The following is an 18,579-nucleotide window of genomic DNA, read 5'->3' on the forward strand; positions in this document are numbered from 1 at the left end:
TATGCCAGCACTTTGGATTGCACATGTGACCGTGACGGACGAAGAGTCTTATGGCAAATATGCCAAGTTGGCCGGGCCAGCGATTGAAAAGCACGGGGGGTACTTTATTGCCCGTGCGGGTCGTTACGTTCAGCTGGAAGGCAAAGAGCGTCCTCGCAATGTTGTGGCCAAGTTTCCTAGCGTTGAAGCGGCTGAGACCTGCTATCACAGCGCTGATTACCAAGAGGCGCTAAGCCATGCGCGCGATGCGTCCGAGCGTGAATTGCTGATCGTGGAAACGGCAGAATAATGCAGGGTTTTGCCGAATTGCTAAAAACGCATTCGGCACCGGGGCGCATAGAATGGATTGGCCTGCGGTCTGAACGCAAGGCCGATCTACAATCGGTTGAGAGCGCTGACGTTAAATTGGATGGCTTGGCAGGGGATCACGCGCGGCCGGGAAAACGTGCCCTGACGTTAATTCAAGAAGAACATTTTCATGTAATTGCAGCGCTTTGTGGGCAAGACATCATCTTGCCAAAGGTGTTGCGTCGCAATGTCGTGGTCAGTGGCATCAATTTGACAGCACTACGTCACAACAGGTTGCGGCTTGGAACGTGTGAGATCGAATTTACCGCGCCTTGTGCGCCTTGTTCCAGGATGGAGGCCGCCCTTGGTAAAGGCGGTTATAACGCCATGCGCGGGCATGGAGGGTGGTGCGCCCAAGTGTTGAAACCAGGGCGCATCGTAATTGGGGATACGCTGGTGGTGATCCGCGATTGAGAACTGCTTATGTCAGTGACTTCGCGTGGCGCTTGCGCTCGTGCGGGTCAAGGTAACGCTTGCGCAGGCGGATCGATTCCGGTGTCACTTCGACCAGTTCATCATTGTCGATGTAGGCGATGGCCTCTTCCAGCGACAGGGTGATCGGGGTGGTCAGGCGAACGGCTTCGTCAGTTCCCGAAGCGCGGACGTTGGTCAGCTTCTTGCCTTTTAGCGGATTCACCTCAAGATCGTTTTCTCGCGAATGTTCACCGATGATCATGCCGGTATAGATCTTGGCCTGCGCGCCGATGAACATCTTGCCGCGATCTTCCAGATTCCACAGGGCATAGGCGACAGATTCACCATTTTCCATGGAAATCAGAACGCCTGCGCGACGGCCCGGAATGCTGCCTTTGTGTGGGGCCCAGGAATGGAATACACGGTTTAGAACGCCAGTGCCACGGGTGTCGGTCAGGAATTCACCGTGATAGCCAATCAGGCCACGCGATGGCACCAGCGCCATGATGCGGGTTTTGCCAGCCCCGGCTGGTTTCATCTCGGTCAATTCGCCCTTGCGGGTACTGGTCAGTTTCTCGATGACGGCGCCAGAGTATTCATCATCGACGTCGACCGTGACTTCTTCGATAGGCTCCAGCTTGTTGCCGTTTTCATCTTCGCGTAACAGAACTTGTGGACGTGAGATTGACAACTCAAAGCCTTCACGGCGCATGTTTTCGATCAAAACACCCATCTGAAGTTCGCCGCGACCGGCGACTTCGAACGCTTCACCGCCGGGGGTGTCGGTGATGCGAATGGCGACGTTTGATTCCGCTTCTTTCATCAGACGTTCACGAATAACACGCGATTGCACCTTTTTGCCTTCGCGGCCAGCCAGTGGGCTGTCGTTGATGCCAAAGGTCACGGTGATGGTTGGCGGATCAATTGGCTGGGCTTCCAGCGGTTCATCCACGGCCAAGGCACATATGGTATCGGCCACGGTTGATTTCGACATGCCAGCTAGGCTGACGATGTCACCTGCGGTCGCTTCTTCAATGTCTTGGGTTTGCAGGCCGCGGAAGGCTTGAATTTTGGTGACGCGGAATTGTTCAATTTTTTGACCAACACGCGACAACGCCTGAACTGTTGCACCAACCTTGAGACGACCGGATTCAACACGGCCCGTCAGGATACGGCCCACAAACGGGTCGGAGCCCAGAGTGGTGGCCAGCATACGGAAATCTTCGTCAACGTGGTTCAGCTGCTTAGGGGCAGGGACGTGATTGACGATAAGATCGAACATAGCAGAGAGGTCACTGCGGGGACCGTCCAGCTCGTGGTCAGCCCAGCCGGAGCGGCCCGAGGCATACATGTGCGGGAAATCAAGCTGATCATCGTTTGCGTCGAGGCTAGCGAACAGATCAAAACACTCGTCCAATGCGCGATCAGGCTCGGCATCGGGTTTGTCGACTTTGTTGAGAACCACGATAGGGCGCAGGCCTAGAGCCAGCGCTTTGGAGGTTACGAATTTGGTCTGTGGCATCGGGCCTTCGGCTGCGTCAACCAGCAGAACTACACCGTCAACCATGCTCAGGATCCGCTCAACCTCGCCACCGAAATCGGCGTGGCCGGGGGTATCAACGATGTTGATGCGGGTGCCTTTCCATTCCACCGATGTGGGCTTGGCAAAGATGGTGATACCGCGTTCACGTTCCAGATCGTTGCTGTCCATGGCGCGCTCATCAACGGCCTGATTGGCGCGGAAGGCACCCGATTGTTTGAGCAGCTCGTCAACAAGCGTGGTCTTGCCGTGGTCAACGTGGGCGATGATGGCGATGTTGCGCAGATCCATCTGAAAAAGCTTTCCTGATTGAGTTTCCCCGCGCCCTATACGGGCAAGCGGCAAAAGGCCAGAGGCAAATCTGATTGCATGGCGGCTTTGCATGGGCTGATGGCTTTTATATCAGCGTGATGCTGAAAACAGAAACGGCCACCTGATGGCAGCCGTTAAGTGTGTCGCTATGGCTTGCGACTTAGAACGGGATTTCGTCATCGTAATCCTGACGGCCACCTCCGGCACCTTGGCCGCCTTGTGAGGGGCCGGAATCGTAACCGCCTTGGCCACCACCGCCGTATCCGCCACCATATCCGCCGCCTTGGCCACCACCGCCGCCGCCTTCGCCACGACCGTCAAGCATGGTTAAAGTGCTGCCAAAGCCTTGCAGAACCACTTCGGTGCTGTAGCGGTCGTTGCCGCTTTGATCTTGCCATTTTCGGGTTTGCAATTGGCCTTCGATATAGACCTTGGAACCTTTGCGCAGGTATTGTTCCGCCACCCGCACTAGGCCCTCGTTGAAGATCGCAACAGAATGCCACTCGGTGCGCTCGCGGCGCTCACCGGTGTTACGGTCTTTCCAATTTTCCGATGTGGCAATGCGCAGGTTGCAAACCTTGCCGCCATTTTGGAATGTGCGCACTTCGGGGTCGCGGCCCAGATTGCCGATGAGGATTACCTTGTTGACGGAACCGGCCATTGCGACCTCCTTGCATTCGTGAATTTTGTTACTTCAGGCTTACAACACTGTATGGCCGTGAAGGAAAGGTTAAAATTGTAAATATTGTTCCTTGCGGCTGCAGGATATTGCGCATTTTCGCATCTTGCTGGATCTTTGAATGAAACCATCTATAGTGCGCGACAAGTTGAGGGCGGTGGTGACAGGCATGCGTGCGTTTACATTAACAGTGATGGCTTTGGGCCTGCTGACTCCAAGCATGGGGGCGGCGGATACATTTTCCAGCAAAAACCGCAACAAGCTTTTCAAATCACAAACCGGCGTTCTGGATACCCGCGCCAAGCAGCAGTATAACAACTCGGTCCGGCTCAAACCGCAAAAGATACGGACACCCACGAAGTGGGGCGATGAAGCACTGGTTCGGGGCTATCACGGCAAATACAAAGGCAAGTACTTGGGCATGGCCCGCGATGCAGCACATCGTCACGGTATTCCTCAAGATCTTTTCCTGCGACTGGTGCAGCAGGAATCAGGCTGGAATCCACGGGCCAAATCACACAAAGGTGCCATCGGTCTTGCGCAGTTGATCCCAAGCACCGCGCGGTATTTGGGTGTGAATCCGCATGATCCTTATGAAAATTTGGATGGTGGTGCGCGCTATCTGGCAGAGCAGTATCGCGAGTTCGGCTCTTGGCGGCTGGCACTGGCGGCCTATAACGCGGGCCCGCAGGCGGTTAAGAAATACGGGGACGTTCCACCTTATAAGGAAACCCGAAATTACGTGAAGGTCATCTGGGGTGGTTAAGCCTTAGATGTTGGCTGTAATCTCTGATTTGAGGCTTTGCGCAATGCAGATGGTGTTTGATCCGTGTGCTTCACGATAAAGCGCGAAAAATAAGCGGCACTTCTGAATCCAAGCGAGGCAGCAATATCCTTTGCTGGTAGCGTGGTCGTTTCGAGCTTGTCTCTGGCATCATGGAGAATGCGTTGCGTCAATAGTGTTGCCGCCGTCAGGCCGGAAGAAGACCGGCAACATCTTGTCAGGTGGGTTGGGGTGACGCCAAGGGTTTTGGCATAATCTGCCATGGGTTTCCCAGTTGCATAGTCGTACTCGATCAAATTTGCATAGGCTTGAACAAGGCGATCGCTTGCGCTTGGCGCGGGGTTAGACTCGGCTGGGTGCTCGGCAATCCAGCGTCGCACCCAGACTGTTAACAGCTGCGCTTGTGCCGCAAGGGCTTCGGACATGAAGGGGCGGTTGGCGTTTTGCTCGCGTTGCATGGTTTCCAAAATGCCGGTGATCTCACTTTGATCGCGAGCGTCCCGCACCCGTAAATGTAGTGCTTTGTTTGGCATCTCGATCTGACTGTCGCCAGGGATCAGGCAAACCAGACCAAACACTTGCGGTCCGGGGGTAAAGGAAAACAAGGCCCCCGCTGGAATACACAGTGCATTGCGCGCGCCCATACCACGCCGCAGGCCTTGTAATAAGCAAAGGCCCTGACCACGGGTAAGCCAAATCACGACGTGATCCGTGCTGCTGTGAGGCAACTGTGCGCGCCATCCCGCAAGGCCCAGCCATTGGGCAAGTGAAAGGAGGCGCGGGTGAGCAGTGGTCATCGCAGATCCGGTTTCATCTGTACGTAAACTTACTCTTATTTTCGCAAAAGACTACAATGATGTCAGCAACTAACTTGGGTAACTTAAAGAGATGTCGCAGGCACCTTCTGCCACTTTGACATACGCGCGCGGAACCAGGTGCGTTGTCTCTTGGCAAATTGTCGTGTGGCGATTGTGGCGCGTTCTTTCGCCTGATCCAATGTTAGCCGACCATCGAGATGCGCAATCAGCTCGGGTGCGCCGATAGCCCTAGAGGACAAGAGTGAAGGATCCCAAACCGCTAGATTTTCTCGTGCTTCCTCAAGTGCACCTTGCTTTAACATCACATCAAATCGTTTTTCTATGCGATTGTTTAACCACTCTTTTTCGGATTCCACCAAAAGCGGTATGGTGCCTTGCAAAGGCAACAAAGGAGGAGGAGTGTTGTCCTGCCAATCGGTCAATCCACGGCCTGTGGTCTGCAGAACTTCCCACGCGCGCTGAACCCGCATTGGGTTCTGTACATCTATACGAGAGCGGGTTTCGTCATCGATATCAGCCAACATCGCGCTTAGTCCTTTAGTGCTCAGCTTTTTGTTGGCGTCTTCGCGTATTTTCGAGGGAGTTGGCGGAATTTCGGCCAATCCTTCAGTCAGAGCCGTGAAATAGAGGCCGGTTCCTCCGGTGATTATCGGTCTGACACCTGATTTAAGTACCATAGCCACTTCGCGTAGCCAATGACCCACAGAATAAGGGTCGTCATGCGCAATATGCCCATAAAGCAAATGCGGTGCCTGTTGCTCATCTTCGAGTGAGGGGCGCGCAGTAAGCACGCGCCAGTTGTCAAACACCTGAATGGCGTCGGCATTCACGATCACGCCGCCTTGTTCTTGCGCAATGCGTAGCGCCAGCGCAGATTTGCCAGAGGCGGTTGGCCCGGCAATTAGGACAGGTTTTTCTTTGGGAATGGCGGAAATGTCTATCATCGGACCTATCCAATAGGTCAGAATATCTCTAGATGCGAGAAAGATTTGCGCAAATTCCGTGCAGAGGCCGACTCTGCGATTGAACCTAGCCGCAATTTCCGACATTTTGCACATCAATTAGCCTAATCATTTTGCGGAGCGCTGCCCTATGTCCGAATCCGAGACCCCCGACTCTAAGTTCAAACGTGTCATGCTGAAGATCTCGGGCGAGGCACTGATGGGGGATCAGGGATTTGGCTTGCACCCGCCGACCGTTGAAAGAATCGCCAAAGAAGTGAAAATCGTCCACGATCTTGGGGTTGAGATTTGCATGGTCATTGGTGGCGGCAACGTGTTTCGAGGGTTGTCAGGCAGCGCGCAGGGCATGGAACGGACCACAGCCGACTATATGGGCATGCTGGCCACGGTGATGAATGCGCTGGCGATGCAAAGCGCGTTGGAAAAGCTGGGTGTGTTCTGCCGAGTTATTTCGGCCATTCGGATGGACGAAGTGGCCGAGCCATACATTCGCCGTCGTGCAGTGCGTCACCTAGAAAAAAAACGGGTTTGCATCTTTGCTGCAGGCACCGGAAACCCTTATTTTACAACGGACACGGCGGCAACATTGCGTGCTAATGAAATGGCGTGTGAGGCCATCTTCAAAGGTACCAAAGTCGATGGCGTTTACGACAAAGATCCTGTGACAAATGACGATGCAAAACGCTACGACAGGGTCAGTTATGATGAGGTTTTGGCCAAGCACCTGAAGGTGATGGATGCCAGCGCGATTGCATTAGCGCGCGACAACAATTTGCCAATCATTGTCTTCAGTCTGGATGAGCCCGGTGGGTTCCGCAGCATATTGGATGGCATCGGCACCTATACAACCGTGCACGGCTGACGTTAAAAGATTTAAAGATACGGCGCAGGACGAAGAACTGGCCGCAAGAAGGATAAAAATATGTCGGATGACTTCGAACTGGATACTGGGGATCTAGAGCGCCGCATGGACGGCGCAATTGCATCTTTGCGGACTGAATTCGCATCATTGCGTACGGGGCGCGCTTCGGCCAGCATGCTTGAGCCGGTGATGGTAGATGCCTACGGCTCACCCACTCCAATCAATCAGGTGGGGACGGTGAATGTACCAGAACCCCGGATGGTGACAGTGAATGTCTGGGACAAATCCTTGGTTGGGAAAGTGGAAAAAGCTATTCGTGAAAGTGGCTTGGGGATCAATCCTCAACTTAACGGCACGATCATCATGCTCCCCATTCCTGAGCTCAACGAAGAGCGTCGCCGTGAATTGACCAAGGTGGCCTCGCAATATGCGGAAAATGGTCGCGTTGCGATCCGCAATGTGCGTCGGGATGGCATGGACCAAATAAAAAAGGCCAAGTCCGATGGCATGTCGGAAGATGACCAGAAGTTCTGGGAAACTGAGGTGCAGGAGTTGACGGATAGCTACATAAAATCCGTTGATGAAGCGCTTGAAAACAAGCAAGCCGAAATTATGCAGGTCTGAGGACCGGAGGGCGCGCCATGGTCAGCACAACTGACACACAGCGGGGGCCGAACCATGTCGCGATCATCATGGATGGGAACGGCCGGTGGGCGCAGGCGCGGGGTCGGCCCCGCCTGTTCGGGCACCATGCTGGTGCGCGTCGCGTACGCGATGTTGTACAGGCGTGCCCAAAGTTGGGCGTCAAATATCTGACAATCTTTGCCTTTTCGACCGAGAACTGGAAACGAACTCAGACCGAAGTTGCCGGTCTGATGAAGCTGTTTCATCGTTATATAGTATCGGAAATGCAGGAATTCGTGAAATCAAATGTGCGGGTACGGTTTATTGGTGATCGTCTGCGGTTAGACCGTAAACTGCAGATACTGATGGATGAGGCGGAGCAGCTAACCAAAGGATGCGATGGTATCCATCTCACCGTTGCCTTGAACTATGGTGGACGCGATGAGGTTTCGCGCGCCACCAAACGATTGGCGCAGGATGTTGCGGATGGCCGGTTGGACCCCAAAGAAGTAAATGAAGAAACACTTCCAAAGTATTTGGATACGTGTGTTTTACCCGATCCAGACCTTGTGATCCGCACAAGTGGGGAAGCGCGCATTTCTAACTTTCTCCTCTGGCAATCAGCCTATTCAGAATATGAATTCGTCGAGACACTCTGGCCGGATTTCACAGAAGAAATATTTTCTAAGATCATCACCTCTTACGGGTCACGCGAGCGTCGCTACGGGGCGGTGTCCTGATGGCGGGATCAACGCAATGGGCTGATCTGAAGCCGCGTGTGATCTCTGCTCTTGTCATGGCGGCAGTGGGACTATGCGTCATCCTGGTAGGTGGTTGGCTGTTTACGCTGGCCATATCGATCATTGCTGGCGTGATGATTTGGGAAGTGATGCGGATGTTCATGGCACCCAAGGCGGTGTCGCAGGCAGCATTGTGTGGATTTGCGGTGTTCTTGTCCGCAATCTTGCCAGCGCTACTGGTGATTCCGATTTTGGGGGCAGCCGTCATCGTCACAGCCTCGAACGTTGAGCGTGACAGGGGCCTGTTTGTTAGCTATGCGCTGTGGATTTTGTTTGCCTGCTTTGGGTTCATCCTGCTTCGCCACGAGGCGGCGCTTACTTGGATGCTTTGGCTGGTGCTGATCGTAGTTGGTACAGATATTGCTGGGTATTTTGCTGGGCGTATGTTTGGCGGGCCGAAATTTTGGCCAGCGGTCAGCCCAAAGAAAACATGGTCTGGCACGGCTGCCGGCTGGGTGGCTGCGGCGATCATCGGGATCATTTTCACGGGACCAACGGGCATGGGAATCGGGTTCGTTATCGTTTCAGTGATCCTGAGCTTTAGTAGCCAGATGGGTGATATTGCCGAAAGTGCTTTGAAACGACGTATGGGGGTCAAGGATAGCTCGGATCTTATTCCCGGGCATGGTGGGTTTCTGGATCGGTTCGATGGCATGATGGGGGCATCGGTAGTGTTTGCGCTGTTTTGGATCATAGGTTTGCTGAGCTCGGGTGCGGCATGAGGCGTATTTCTATCTTTGGCGCAACCGGATCGATCGGCCAAAGCACGATCGATTTGATCCGTCGCGACAAAGACCAATATGATGTAGTGGCCCTGACCGGGGGTGCAAATATGGCCCAGCTTGCTGCGGATGCAGTGGAATTTAACGCCGAAGTGGCAGTCACGGCCTTTGACGACAAGTTACCCGAGCTTCGCGATGCTTTGCGGAATAGTGGGGTTGAAGCCGCCTCGGGCACTAGGGCTTTGGAAGAAGCGGCCAGTAGACCAGTTGACTGGCTGATGTCGGCGATTGTCGGGGCAGCGGGACTGAAGCCCGGCTTAATTGCACTGGAGCAGGGTGCGACGCTAGCGCTGGCGAACAAAGAATCGCTGGTTACAGCCGGACCATTGTTGATGCAGGCGGCACAGCAGCATGGGGCTAAGATCATTCCTGTGGACAGTGAACATTCAGCTGTGTTTCAGGCGCTGAATGGCGAAGATATCTCAACAGTGGAACGCGTCATTCTAACGGCCAGTGGTGGAGCATTTCGCGACTGGACGCTTGAGCAGATGGCGCAGGCCACCGCCAAGCAAGCGATGCAACATCCAAACTGGTCAATGGGTGCGCGGATCACGATTGATAGCGCTTCAATGTTCAACAAAGCACTTGAGGTGCTTGAAGCAAAAGAGTTTTTCGACCTGAAGCCTGAGCAAGTTGAAGTGTTAGTTCATCCAGAATCCCTGGTACATGCCCTGGTTGGATTTTGCGACGGGGGAATGATGGCCCATGTTGGTGCCCCGGATATGCGTCATGCCATAGGGTATGCGCTGAATTGGCCCAAGCGAAGGCCACTACCTGTTCCGATGCTGGATCTGGCGACGCAGGGCCAATTGAGCTTTTATGCCCCCAATCTGACCAATTACCCGGCGTTGCGGTTGGCCCAATCAGTGATGAAACGTGGCGGATTGAGCGGAGCAGTATTTAATGCTGCGAAAGAACGTGCGCTGGATCATTTTATGGCTGGTCGGATCGGGTTTTGTGATATGAGCGCCAATGTCGAGGCGGTTCTTGAGGGAATTACCGGATCAAGCAGTTTGATTGATGCGGAAGTGACCTTAGATAATGTGCAACACATCGACCGGATAGCGCGCGAATCTGTCGATGCCCGCGTGTTCAATAGCGACGCGCAACAAAAAGTACTGAGAGGCTAGTTTGGAATTTTCTTCGATCATCCCGCAATTTGGCGGTGCTTTGACGACAACCATTGCCTTTGTGTTGGCGCTCTCTGTCATTGTCGCGATTCACGAGTATGGACATTACATCGTCGGGCGCTGGTGTGGAATCAAGGCCGAAGTGTTTTCGCTGGGCTTTGGACCGGTGTTGTGGGCGCGTACCGACAAGCACGGCACTCAGTGGCAAGTGGCCGCTCTTCCTTTGGGGGGGTATGTAAAATTCCTCGGCGATGCTGATTCTGCCAGCGCGGGCGTGGATGCCGAAACCGTGGAGGCAATGAATCAAGCGCAACGCCGGCACACAATGCATGGCGCCCCGCTGTGGGCCCGAACAGCCACAGTCGCTGCGGGCCCGATTTTCAATTTCGTGCTGGCGGTTCTCATATTCGCCGGGATTTCAATAGTGCAGGGCAAGATCAAGGAGCCTTTGGCCATTGGCGAACTGCGTCCGTCCCCGATTGAGGAAATCACATTGGAGCCCGGCGATCAGGTTGTTCGCATTGCCGGGACCGAGGTGCCTGATTGGGGAACCGCAGGCGCGTTCGATGCCTTTCTCAATGATCTGCCCATCGAGCCGGTTCTTGATTATGATGTTGTCCGCGATGGCCGAGCGATTAGTGTCGCGGGCCCGTATCCGCGACCACCGGTGATTGTGGGTCTTGCACCCCGTTCGGCGGCCTATTCTACAGGTCTGAAGAATGGTGATGTGATCCTAAACGTGGATGGCGCCCCATTGACTGCGTTTTCAGAATTGAAAGACATCGTTGAAGGATCGAACGGCAAAGAACTGGCGCTGGATATCTGGCGGGCTGGGGAGGTTCTGGAGTTTAATCTCAGCCCGAAGCGCGTTGATGACCGCGGGGCAGACGGCAGCTTTGAGACCCAGTGGCGCATTGGCATCGCGGGTGGCCTTGCCTTTGAGCCTGCAACTACGTCGATCGGCATAGGAGAGGCGCTCTTGTCTAGCGTCGCTCGTCTCTGGTCCGTAATCGAATCCTCGCTATCTGGGCTGTATCATATGGTGACGGGCGCGATCAGCAGCTGCAACATGTCGGGGCCGCTTGGCATTGCCCAGGTCTCGGGCGCAATGGCGAACCAAGGCGCGGGTAGTTTCATTAACTTCATCGCAATTCTTTCAGCAGCCGTGGGGCTGATGAATCTGTTCCCGATCCCTGTCTTGGATGGTGGGCACTTGGTTTTCTATGCCTACGAGGCAGTTGTTCGACGGCCTCCAAGTGCGAGGGTTATGCATGCGCTGATGAGCTTTGGTCTTATATTTGTTCTGGGTTTAATGGCCTTTGCGCTAACGAATGATATTTTGTGCCCATGATCGAGCGTCACAGTTTCGCCACAATCTCTCACGGAATGATGCCGCAATCTTGAGGTAGACGTTTCTGAGCAAACATTGTGAGGCTGTCATGATTCAAGGTGCCAGTGGATTTCGTGGACTATCACTCCTGTTCAACCTGAACTGGGATAGAATTCTCTACGTGGCAACGGTTCTTGTTGCCCTGTTTGCAGGTGCATTCTTCGGCTCATTGTTACTGTAATTGTGCGATTTAAGCGGCAGTCCGTTGCCGTTTGATATTCTGGCGCATTGGTCTTTTGACAAGGCACCGGAGTCCGGTTAGTGACATTCACCAAAGGGATGTCTTACTGGGTTACAAGAATGAATAAATTCAATTGGGGGCGGGGTCTGAAGCATCTTCAGGCGAGGTATTTTGCGCCAACGTTTGGGATGCTATTTGCGATTCTGACGCTGATCGCCGCGCTGTCGTTTCCACAGAACTCGGCTGCCCAAACCTATCAATTCAATACTGTTTCGGTAGAAGGCAACCAACGGATCGATACGAATACAATCCTCAATTATGCTGGCATCAGCCGTGGGCAAACCGTTTCCGCTGGGCAGTTGAACGAAGCCTATCAGGATATTTTAGGCAGCGGGCTGTTTGAATCGGTAGAAATGGTGCCGCGTGGCAGCAACCTGACGATCAAGGTCAAGGAATTCCCAACCATCAACAAAATCGCCTTCGAAGGAAATCGGAAGCTTAAGGACGATGATCTGTCTGGCTTCATTGAGAGCCGCTCTCGTCAAGTTTTCAGTCCTACCAAGGCCGAACGTGATGCCGCAATCATCACCGAGGCTTATGCACAGAATGGGCGTGCCTCTGCACGAGTCACTCCAAAGATCATCAAACGCAGCGACAACAGGGTCGATCTGGTGTTTGAAGTTTTTGAAGGTGGAGCCATTGAGGTTCAACGCATCAGTTTTGTAGGCAACCGCGCATATTCTGACAGACGACTGCGCAAGGTGATTGGCAGTAAACAAGCGGGCCTACTGCGGGCCTTTATTGCGCGCGATTCATTTGTTGAGGATAGACTGGAGTTCGACAAACAGGTTTTGACGGATTTCTATAACTCGCGTGGCTATGTTGATTTTCGTGTGACAGGAACAAATGCCGAGTTGGCCCGCGAGCAAGACACTTATTTTGTGACGTTTAATGTTCAAGAAGGGCAACAGTTCCGGTTTGGGCAAATCACGACAGTTAGCGAGATCAAAGGTGTTAATGCGGATGTTTATCAAGATATCCTAAAAGTGCGCCCTGGTGTCGTCTATTCTCCCACGTTGATCGAAAGCTCGATTGCCCGCATGGAACGCCAAGGCATCAAGGATGGCGTTGATTTCCTAAGGGTTGAACCACGTATCAGCCGCAATGATCGTGATCTGACGTTGGATGTTGAGTTCGCATTGGTTCGGGGCCCCCGCGTATTTGTCGAACGAATCGATGTTGAAGGTAATACAACGACACTTGACCGGGTTGTTCGCCGCCAATTTGATGTCGTTGAAGGAGATCCATTTAACCCACGTCAAATTCGCGAAGCCTCTGACCGTATTGAGCGCTTGGGGTATTTTTCTGAAGTCGATGTCGAAGCACGTGAGGGGTCGCGCCCGGATCAGATTGTTGTCGATGTCGACGTCGAAGAGCAAACGACTGGTAGTGTCAGCTTCGGAGCAAGTTTCTCAACTAACGATGGACTCGGATTGAGCATTGGTTTCGCCGAACGCAATTTTTTAGGAAGGGGGCAACAGCTCTCGGCCCGAATCGCGGGTTCCGCCGATACGATTAACTACCGTATCAATTTTGTAGAACCGGCTTTCTTGGGACGTGATTTGGAATTTGGCCTGTCAACGTCGCTGTTCGAAACGAGCGACCGGAATAGCCTGTTCGATACCACAACTGCAGATTTAACTCCCAGCATCGCATTCCCAATCAGCGAAAATGGCCGGTTAAGCCTATTTTACAGCTTTGGCTACTCGGATATGGACGACTATACGGGCACGTCCGGGATCCTTGCTAGCGAAGTCGCAGAAAGTGGCCGCTTTTCGAGCGGGATCGGGTACCGCTACACCTATGACACCCGTCGAACAGGGTTGAACCCAAATGCCGGAGTTTTGCTTTCCTTTGGGCAGGAATTCAATGGCCTTGGTGGGGATCAGGACTATATTGAAACAACCGCCAGAATTGTTGGTCAGACCTTGGCCTTTGGCGAAGAAGTCACATTGCGTGCCACTTTGGAGGGCGGTGCCCTGAGCTACTTCAACGACCAAGAGAGCCGCGCCGTTGATCGCTATAGCCAGCAAATCATCCGCGGGTTTGAGCCTAACGGGATCGGCCCGATTGAAGGAACTGAGCATCTTGGCGGTGATTACTTCGCGGCTTTGAAGTTTGAGGCCGAATTCCCAATTGGCCTGCCAGATGAATACGGTATCACCGGTGGTGCCTTCTACGATATCGGTTCAATTTGGGGCATTGATACAACAAATGCGACAAGTGCGGTGAACTCTCAAGATTTCGAATTGCGCCACGTGATCGGTGTCTCTGTCTTCTGGGAATCGCCCTTTGGGCCGCTGCGCATGAACTTCTCACGTGCGCTCGAAGATCAACCTGGAGATGAAGAGCAGACCTTTGATTTGACAGTCCGGTCGAATTTCTGATGCTAACCATGATCTGGCAGCTGTTGCGATGTGTCTGTGTGGCAGGTTTTTTGGCGACCACAGCAGCCGCTCAGTCATTGGGGGTCGTCCAAAGCGACCTTCTCGTTTTAGATACGGATCGTCTTTTTACAGAAACGATGTTTGGTAAAATGATGACGACCGAATACCAAGCCGCTCGCGAAAAACTAAGCGCACAAAACCGTCAGATCGAAGCGGAGCTTGAAGCGGAAGAGAAACTTCTGACAGAGTTGAGGGAAGAAACCGCCCCAGTAGAGTTCAAAGCCTTGGCGGATGCGTTTGACGTCAAAGTTCAGAATCTACGTCGAGCCAGCGACAAGCAGGTGCGGGATCTGGAGCGAAGCCGGGACCTTGCTCCTGTTGCGTTTATGAGAACAGTCGAACCGATCCTAGTCGAATTGATGGTTGAAACTGGTGGTACCGTGATCTTGGACAAACGGAGTGTGCTGTTGCGGCGCGATGTTGTGGATATCACTGACATGGCAATCGCCCGCATTGATCAGAAGATCGGTGACGGAAAGCCGGAGGGCATTTCGCCCGACGCCGATGATCCAGAAAATGAGACCTCACAAGAGTGAGCCTCTCTTGCTCGCGCCTGCTTGAATTGCTAGGGATCATTTAAAAGAACAATGGTCGAAAGGGCGTAACATGAGCGAGCCGATGAAATCTGCTGATATTAATTTGATCCAACGGCTTATTCCTCATCGGTATCCGTTTTTGTTCATCGACAAGGTCGTGGACATTGACGGCTTCAAGTCGGCCAAGGGCATCAAGAACGTCACCATTAACGAGCCGTTCTTTCAGGGACATTTCCCGGGTAAGCCGATCATGCCAGGCGTCACTATAATCGAAGCCATGGCACAGACCTCTGCGGTTCTGGTATCGATGGGGTTAAACGCAGAAGATGCCGGACTGCTGGTCTATTTCATGTCGGTTGAAAAATGTAAGTTCCGCCGCATGGTCGTGCCCGGTGACGTGCTTGAGTTGCAAGTAACAACAATGCGTGGCCGCCCCGGTGGTAAAGTCTGGAAATTCCTGGGTGAGGCCTCGGTTGATGGTGAGGTGGCCTGTGAAGCGGAATTTGCGGCCATGATTGACGCACCCAAGGAATGATGGACATGGCGAGCAGGCCAGAGACCCAAATTCATCCCAGCTCAATTGTCGAGCCCGGTGCGCAGCTGGGGCAGGGCGTGCAGATTGGCCCGTTTTGCCATATCGGCGAAGAGGTGGTTTTAGGTGATGGCGTTGAGTTGAAGTCTCACGTCGTTGTGACAGGGGATACCCGGATCTGCGATGATACGGTGATCTTTCCGTTCAGTTGCATCGGCGAAATTCCACAGGACCTGAAGTTCAAGGGTGAGAGCACCAAGCTGATTATCGGCGCGCGCAATCGTATTCGCGAGCATGTGACCATGAATACCGGCACCGAAGGCGGTGGTGGCGTGACGCGTGTGGGCGACGATGGCCTATTCATGGCGGGCTGCCATGTTGCACATGACGTGCAGGTCGGCGATCGTGTGATCGTGGTCAATAACGCGGCGCTTGCAGGGCACTGTATCATCGGTGATGACGTGATCATTGGTGGACTGTCTGGCATTCACCAATGGGTGCGCATTGGCCAAGGGGCCATCATCGGGGCTGTCTCCATGGTGACCAATGATGTTATTCCATACGGTTTGGTTCAGGCGCCGCGCGGTGAATTGGACGGGCTGAACCTTGTGGGGCTCAAGCGCCGGGGTTTGGCACGCGCAGATATTTCCGAGTTGCGGGCGGCATTTCAGAGGCTTTCGAACGAGGCTGGTGGATCGTTCATGGAGCGAGCCAAAGATTTGGGCGAAACCGCGCAGAGTGAACATGTCAAACAGATTGTAGAGTTTGTCACAGGAGAGACCGATCGTTCTTTCCTGACACCGAAACCCGGAAATCGGAAATGAGCGGAAAACTCGGTATTATTGCCTGCGCCGGTGTCTTACCGGTTCTGATCGCTGAATATCACCCAGAGGCCCTGTGCTTTGGTTTAAAGGGCGTGCCCAATGATCTGGAGTGTGATGTCGATGTGCATCAAATCGAAAAGATTGGCGGTCTGTTCGCAGCAATGAAAGATCAGGGCGTTTATCGCGTTGTTCTGGCCGGCTCTCTGACGCGTCCACCTTTGAACCCGGCAGAGTTTGATCCGGTGATTATGGCATTCGCCCCAAGGTTGCTGGGGGCTTTGCAGGCGGGTGACGATGCGCTGTTACGGCGGGTGATCGCGTTCTTCGAAGAGCAGGGCTTCACCATGCTTGGTGCACATGAACTGGTGCCGGAACTGACGGCTGAAGCTGGTCTGCATTTGGGACCAGAGGTTAGTGAAGCCAATGCGGGGGACATCACCCGGGCTCAGGACATTTTAGCAGCGCTGTCGCCACTGGATGTAGGACAGGGTTGTGTGGTGGGGAATGGGCAATGTTTGGGCATTGAAACCCTGCAAGGCACGGATGCATTGCTGAAGTTCGTCTCAGAGACTGATGAATCCAGTCATGCTAAGGGTGGCGTGCTGGTCAAGGCCCCCAAGCTGGGGCAGGACCTTCGGGTTGATATGCCTGCGATAGGACCCAAAACGGTGCAGGCCGTCAAAGATGCACGGTTGGACGGCATCGTGATTGAAGCCGGTCGCGTGATGATCCTAGAGCGTGAAAAAACGTTGTCCGAGATTGAAAAGGCAGGTCTTTTCCTGTCTGCACAGAGCTTTTGATGCGGGTGTTTCTGGTCGCGGGGGAAGCGTCTGGTGACAAGCTGGGTGCGGCCCTCATGGCTGGTTTGAAATTGCAGACAGGGGTGGAATTTCACGGTGTCGGCGGACAATTGATGCAGGCTGAAGGTATGCAAAGTCTGTTTCCGATGGATGAACTGAGCGTAATGGGATTGGCGGAGGTTCTGCCGAAGTACCCCGAATTGCGACGGCGTCTACACCAGACCGCAAAAGCGGTGTTGGACCTGCAGCCCGATTTGTTGATTACCATCGATAGCCCGGATTTTGGCTTGCGTGTTGCGAAACTGGTGAAAGCCGAAAGCACTATCAGGACTGTGCACTATGTTGCACCCTCCGTTTGGGCATGGCGACCAAAGCGCGCGGACAAGATGGCCAAAGTTATCGACCATGTACTGGCGCTTTTGCCATTTGAGCCACCGTACATGACGGCAGCCGGGATGGAGTGCGATTTTGTGGGGCATCCAGTGGTTGAGGAACCAAATGCAACTGACGAAGAAATAAAAAACTTTCGCTCTGAGTTCGAACTTTCAGATCGACCTGTTTTGCTTGCTTTACCTGGATCACGTCGGGGGGAGGTCAACCGCTTGGCTCCTGTATTTGGCCCCGCGATCACGGCCTTTAAGCAGATGAATGCGGAGTTCGAAGTTGTGGTTCCAGCTGCAGGTTCCGTTGCTGACTTAGTGAAACAACAGGTACGAGATTGGGGCGTCATGGTTCACGTGCTGGACCCGAATGCTTACGATCTGGCAACCGCTCAGGCACACAAACGCGCAGCCTTTCGGACCGCAGACTTGGCGTTGGCTGCCTCGGGGACTGTGTCGCTTGAACTGGCCGCCACTGAAACTCCGATGGTCATCGCCTATGATTTCAATAAGATCACGCGATTTCTGATGAAACGTATGGCATTGATCGATACGGCCACGCTGGTTAATCTGGTGAGTGATACAAGAGTTGTGCCGGAGTGTTTGTTTGAAAATTGCCGGGCCGAGTTGATTGCGGAACAGTTACGCGAGATCAAAGAGCACCCAGAGGATCAGATTGCCGCCATGCGCCTGACGATGGAGCGTTTGGGAAAAGGTGGCGAAGCGCCGGGTTTACGTGCCGCCAAGGCCGTTTTAAAACGAATGAACGATGGCGAGGCAGAATAGGCATAGTGGGAGAGCTATTCTCGAATGGACTTAATCACATTTGCATTTTCTGCTGCGATTGCACAGCTTCTGACTAGTTTAGACAATCTCGCGGTTCTTCTTGCATTTATTCTGTCGGTTGGGCGTTCCCAGGCTGTTTCTGGTTATATCCTGTCGCAAGTGCTTATGCTTGGAGCTGCACTGCTCGCGGCGTTGGGTCTCGCGCAGTTGATGTCAGGACAGATCGGGTACCTCGGGCTGGTTCCGATCGTTTTGGGCGTCTGGACATTGTTGTTTCGTGCCAAGGACGAAGGCGAAATAAAGACACCGAAATACACTGGTACGGCGGGCATTGCGGTTATCTTTTTGTGTATGTCGTTTGATAGTTTTGCTGTGATGATGCCGCTCTTGGCGGATAGTTTACCCAGCTATCGCACAGCAGTGATTGTTGGGGCGATCATAGCTGTAGGGACGATTGTGGGCTTGGCCGCACTTGTTGCGAAGCCCATGAGGCATTGGGCTCCTAGATTAGAAAAGTTGGGCGCAATTGCGATGATATTGGCCGGTGTCTATGTGTTGGTGAACACAGGAACCGACATTTCCTGACTT

The 18,579-nt window shown here is 53.5% G+C and carries 20 protein-coding genes; 16 read left to right on the top strand and 4 right to left on the bottom strand.

The window, feature by feature from the left end; all coding sequences use genetic code 11:
• Nucleotide 1 precedes the first annotated feature (1 nt).
• Together ROA7450_RS08050 and ROA7450_RS08055 are read left to right on the top strand one after the other, a co-directional pair.
• Entirely contained in the window at nt 2-289 is a 288-nt protein-coding gene (locus ROA7450_RS08050) for a DUF1330 domain-containing protein (protein WP_085805192.1), read from the top strand.
• Nucleotides 289-762, top strand: a complete 474-nt coding sequence (locus ROA7450_RS08055; RefSeq protein ID WP_085805193.1) for an MOSC domain-containing protein — start codon at nt 289-291, stop codon at nt 760-762. The genes ROA7450_RS08050 and ROA7450_RS08055 overlap by 1 nt, the downstream gene beginning before the upstream one ends.
• 7 nt (nt 763-769) lie before the next feature.
• On the opposite strand, the gene typA is transcribed toward ROA7450_RS08055, so the two are convergent.
• Together typA and ROA7450_RS08065 are read right to left on the bottom strand one after the other, a co-directional pair.
• Nucleotides 770-2,593, bottom strand: coding sequence for a translational GTPase TypA (typA, locus tag ROA7450_RS08060; RefSeq protein ID WP_085805353.1), 1,824 nt, complete (start codon nt 2,591-2,593; stop codon nt 770-772).
• 181 nt (nt 2,594-2,774) lie between these two features.
• Nucleotides 2,775-3,275 carry a single-stranded DNA-binding protein gene (locus ROA7450_RS08065; RefSeq protein WP_085805194.1) on the bottom strand — a complete coding sequence of 167 codons (501 nt, stop codon included), beginning with the start codon at nt 3,273-3,275 and terminating at the stop codon, nt 2,775-2,777.
• 187 nt (nt 3,276-3,462) lie between these two features.
• On the opposite strand from ROA7450_RS08065, the gene ROA7450_RS08070 reads away from it, so the two are divergent.
• Nucleotides 3,463-4,059 carry a lytic transglycosylase domain-containing protein gene (locus tag ROA7450_RS08070; protein WP_085805354.1) on the top strand — a complete coding sequence of 199 codons (597 nt, stop codon included), beginning with the start codon at nt 3,463-3,465 and terminating at the stop codon, nt 4,057-4,059.
• On the opposite strand, the gene ROA7450_RS08075 is transcribed toward ROA7450_RS08070, so the two are convergent.
• Both ROA7450_RS08075 and miaA read right to left on the bottom strand, forming a co-directional pair.
• Nucleotides 4,056-4,874, bottom strand: coding sequence for a helix-turn-helix domain-containing protein (locus ROA7450_RS08075; protein ID WP_085805195.1), 819 nt, complete (start codon nt 4,872-4,874; stop codon nt 4,056-4,058). The genes ROA7450_RS08070 and ROA7450_RS08075 overlap by 4 nt on opposite strands.
• A gap of 83 nt (nt 4,875-4,957) precedes the next feature.
• Nucleotides 4,958-5,839: a tRNA (adenosine(37)-N6)-dimethylallyltransferase MiaA gene (gene miaA / locus ROA7450_RS08080; protein ID WP_085805196.1), complete on the bottom strand. Its 882-nt coding sequence runs from the start codon at nt 5,837-5,839 to the stop codon at nt 4,958-4,960.
• 148 nt (nt 5,840-5,987) lie between these two features.
• Here miaA and pyrH point away from each other — a divergent pair, with 148 nt between their 5' ends.
• The 13 genes from pyrH to ROA7450_RS08145 all read left to right on the top strand — a co-directional run bounded on the left by pyrH (nt 5,988) and on the right by ROA7450_RS08145 (nt 18,576).
• Nucleotides 5,988-6,719, top strand: a complete 732-nt coding sequence (gene pyrH / locus ROA7450_RS08085) for a UMP kinase (RefSeq protein WP_085805197.1) — start codon at nt 5,988-5,990, stop codon at nt 6,717-6,719.
• A 60-nt stretch (nt 6,720-6,779) separates the two neighbouring features.
• A complete protein-coding gene (gene frr / locus ROA7450_RS08090; protein WP_085805198.1) occupies nt 6,780-7,343 on the top strand; it encodes a ribosome recycling factor in 564 nt (187 codons plus the stop codon).
• A 17-nt stretch (nt 7,344-7,360) separates the two neighbouring features.
• Nucleotides 7,361-8,083, top strand: coding sequence for an undecaprenyl pyrophosphate synthase (uppS, locus tag ROA7450_RS08095; RefSeq protein WP_085805199.1), 723 nt, complete (start codon nt 7,361-7,363; stop codon nt 8,081-8,083).
• A complete protein-coding gene (locus tag ROA7450_RS08100; RefSeq protein WP_085805200.1) occupies nt 8,083-8,865 on the top strand; it encodes a phosphatidate cytidylyltransferase in 783 nt (260 codons plus the stop codon). The genes uppS and ROA7450_RS08100 overlap by 1 nt, the downstream gene beginning before the upstream one ends.
• The gene (dxr, locus tag ROA7450_RS08105; protein ID WP_085805201.1) at nt 8,862-10,055 is read left to right on the top strand and encodes a 1-deoxy-D-xylulose-5-phosphate reductoisomerase; all 1,194 of its coding nucleotides are present in this window, start codon (nt 8,862-8,864) and stop codon (nt 10,053-10,055) included. Before ROA7450_RS08100 ends, dxr begins: the two co-directional genes overlap by 4 nt.
• A gap of 1 nt (nt 10,056) precedes the next feature.
• Nucleotides 10,057-11,406, top strand: a complete 1,350-nt coding sequence (gene rseP, locus ROA7450_RS08110; protein ID WP_085805202.1) for an RIP metalloprotease RseP — start codon at nt 10,057-10,059, stop codon at nt 11,404-11,406.
• 339 nt (nt 11,407-11,745) lie between these two features.
• Complete coding sequence (gene bamA / locus ROA7450_RS08115) at nt 11,746-14,073, top strand: outer membrane protein assembly factor BamA (protein WP_085805203.1); 2,328 nt, start codon at nt 11,746-11,748, stop codon at nt 14,071-14,073.
• A gap of 8 nt (nt 14,074-14,081) precedes the next feature.
• Nucleotides 14,082-14,669, top strand: a complete 588-nt coding sequence (locus ROA7450_RS08120) for an OmpH/Skp family outer membrane protein (protein ID WP_159454025.1) — start codon at nt 14,082-14,084, stop codon at nt 14,667-14,669.
• A 70-nt stretch (nt 14,670-14,739) separates the two neighbouring features.
• On the top strand, nt 14,740-15,204 hold the full coding sequence (gene fabZ, locus ROA7450_RS08125) for a 3-hydroxyacyl-ACP dehydratase FabZ (RefSeq protein WP_085805205.1): 465 nt from the start codon (nt 14,740-14,742) through the stop codon (nt 15,202-15,204).
• Between the two features lie 5 nt (nt 15,205-15,209).
• Nucleotides 15,210-16,025 (top strand): acyl-ACP--UDP-N-acetylglucosamine O-acyltransferase, encoded by an 816-nt coding sequence (gene lpxA / locus ROA7450_RS08130; RefSeq protein WP_085805355.1) that lies wholly within the window; start codon nt 15,210-15,212, stop codon nt 16,023-16,025.
• Nucleotides 16,022-16,825, top strand: coding sequence for an LpxI family protein (locus tag ROA7450_RS08135; RefSeq protein WP_085805206.1), 804 nt, complete (start codon nt 16,022-16,024; stop codon nt 16,823-16,825). The genes lpxA and ROA7450_RS08135 overlap by 4 nt, the downstream gene beginning before the upstream one ends.
• Nucleotides 16,825-17,991 carry a lipid-A-disaccharide synthase gene (gene lpxB, locus ROA7450_RS08140; protein WP_085805207.1) on the top strand — a complete coding sequence of 389 codons (1,167 nt, stop codon included), beginning with the start codon at nt 16,825-16,827 and terminating at the stop codon, nt 17,989-17,991. Before ROA7450_RS08135 ends, lpxB begins: the two co-directional genes overlap by 1 nt.
• Nucleotides 17,992-18,015: 24 nt before the next feature.
• Nucleotides 18,016-18,576: a hypothetical protein gene (locus ROA7450_RS08145; RefSeq protein ID WP_085805208.1), complete on the top strand. Its 561-nt coding sequence runs from the start codon at nt 18,016-18,018 to the stop codon at nt 18,574-18,576.
• Nucleotides 18,577-18,579: the final 3 nt, after the last annotated feature.

It is taken from the genome of Roseovarius albus (genome assembly GCF_900172335.1).
Classification (GTDB): domain Bacteria; phylum Pseudomonadota; class Alphaproteobacteria; order Rhodobacterales; family Rhodobacteraceae; genus Roseovarius; species Roseovarius albus.

Bases quoted from the DNA above. Each gene is read 5' to 3' on its own strand.
- uppS (WP_085805199.1), top strand. From the start codon at position 7,361: ATGGTCAGCACAACTGACACACAGCGGGGGCCGAACCATGTCGCGATC.
- ROA7450_RS08050 (WP_085805192.1), top strand. From the start codon at position 2: ATGCCAGCACTTTGGATTGCACATGTGACCGTGACGGACGAAGAGTCT.
- ROA7450_RS08100 (WP_085805200.1), top strand. From the start codon at position 8,083: ATGGCGGGATCAACGCAATGGGCTGATCTGAAGCCGCGTGTGATCTCT.
- ROA7450_RS08055 (WP_085805193.1), top strand. From the start codon at position 289: ATGCAGGGTTTTGCCGAATTGCTAAAAACGCATTCGGCACCGGGGCGC.
- frr (WP_085805198.1), top strand. From the start codon at position 6,780: ATGTCGGATGACTTCGAACTGGATACTGGGGATCTAGAGCGCCGCATG.
- ROA7450_RS08120 (WP_159454025.1), top strand. From the start codon at position 14,082: ATGATCTGGCAGCTGTTGCGATGTGTCTGTGTGGCAGGTTTTTTGGCG.
- ROA7450_RS08070 (WP_085805354.1), top strand. From the start codon at position 3,463: ATGCGTGCGTTTACATTAACAGTGATGGCTTTGGGCCTGCTGACTCCA.
- ROA7450_RS08075 (WP_085805195.1), bottom strand. From the start codon at position 4,874: ATGACCACTGCTCACCCGCGCCTCCTTTCACTTGCCCAATGGCTGGGC.
- bamA (WP_085805203.1), top strand. From the start codon at position 11,746: ATGAATAAATTCAATTGGGGGCGGGGTCTGAAGCATCTTCAGGCGAGG.
- miaA (WP_085805196.1), bottom strand. From the start codon at position 5,839: ATGATAGACATTTCCGCCATTCCCAAAGAAAAACCTGTCCTAATTGCC.
- ROA7450_RS08135 (WP_085805206.1), top strand. From the start codon at position 16,022: ATGAGCGGAAAACTCGGTATTATTGCCTGCGCCGGTGTCTTACCGGTT.
- lpxA (WP_085805355.1), top strand. From the start codon at position 15,210: ATGGCGAGCAGGCCAGAGACCCAAATTCATCCCAGCTCAATTGTCGAG.
- fabZ (WP_085805205.1), top strand. From the start codon at position 14,740: ATGAGCGAGCCGATGAAATCTGCTGATATTAATTTGATCCAACGGCTT.
- lpxB (WP_085805207.1), top strand. From the start codon at position 16,825: ATGCGGGTGTTTCTGGTCGCGGGGGAAGCGTCTGGTGACAAGCTGGGT.
- ROA7450_RS08145 (WP_085805208.1), top strand. From the start codon at position 18,016: ATGGACTTAATCACATTTGCATTTTCTGCTGCGATTGCACAGCTTCTG.
- pyrH (WP_085805197.1), top strand. From the start codon at position 5,988: ATGTCCGAATCCGAGACCCCCGACTCTAAGTTCAAACGTGTCATGCTG.
- ROA7450_RS08065 (WP_085805194.1), bottom strand. From the start codon at position 3,275: ATGGCCGGTTCCGTCAACAAGGTAATCCTCATCGGCAATCTGGGCCGC.
- typA (WP_085805353.1), bottom strand. From the start codon at position 2,593: ATGGATCTGCGCAACATCGCCATCATCGCCCACGTTGACCACGGCAAG.
- dxr (WP_085805201.1), top strand. From the start codon at position 8,862: ATGAGGCGTATTTCTATCTTTGGCGCAACCGGATCGATCGGCCAAAGC.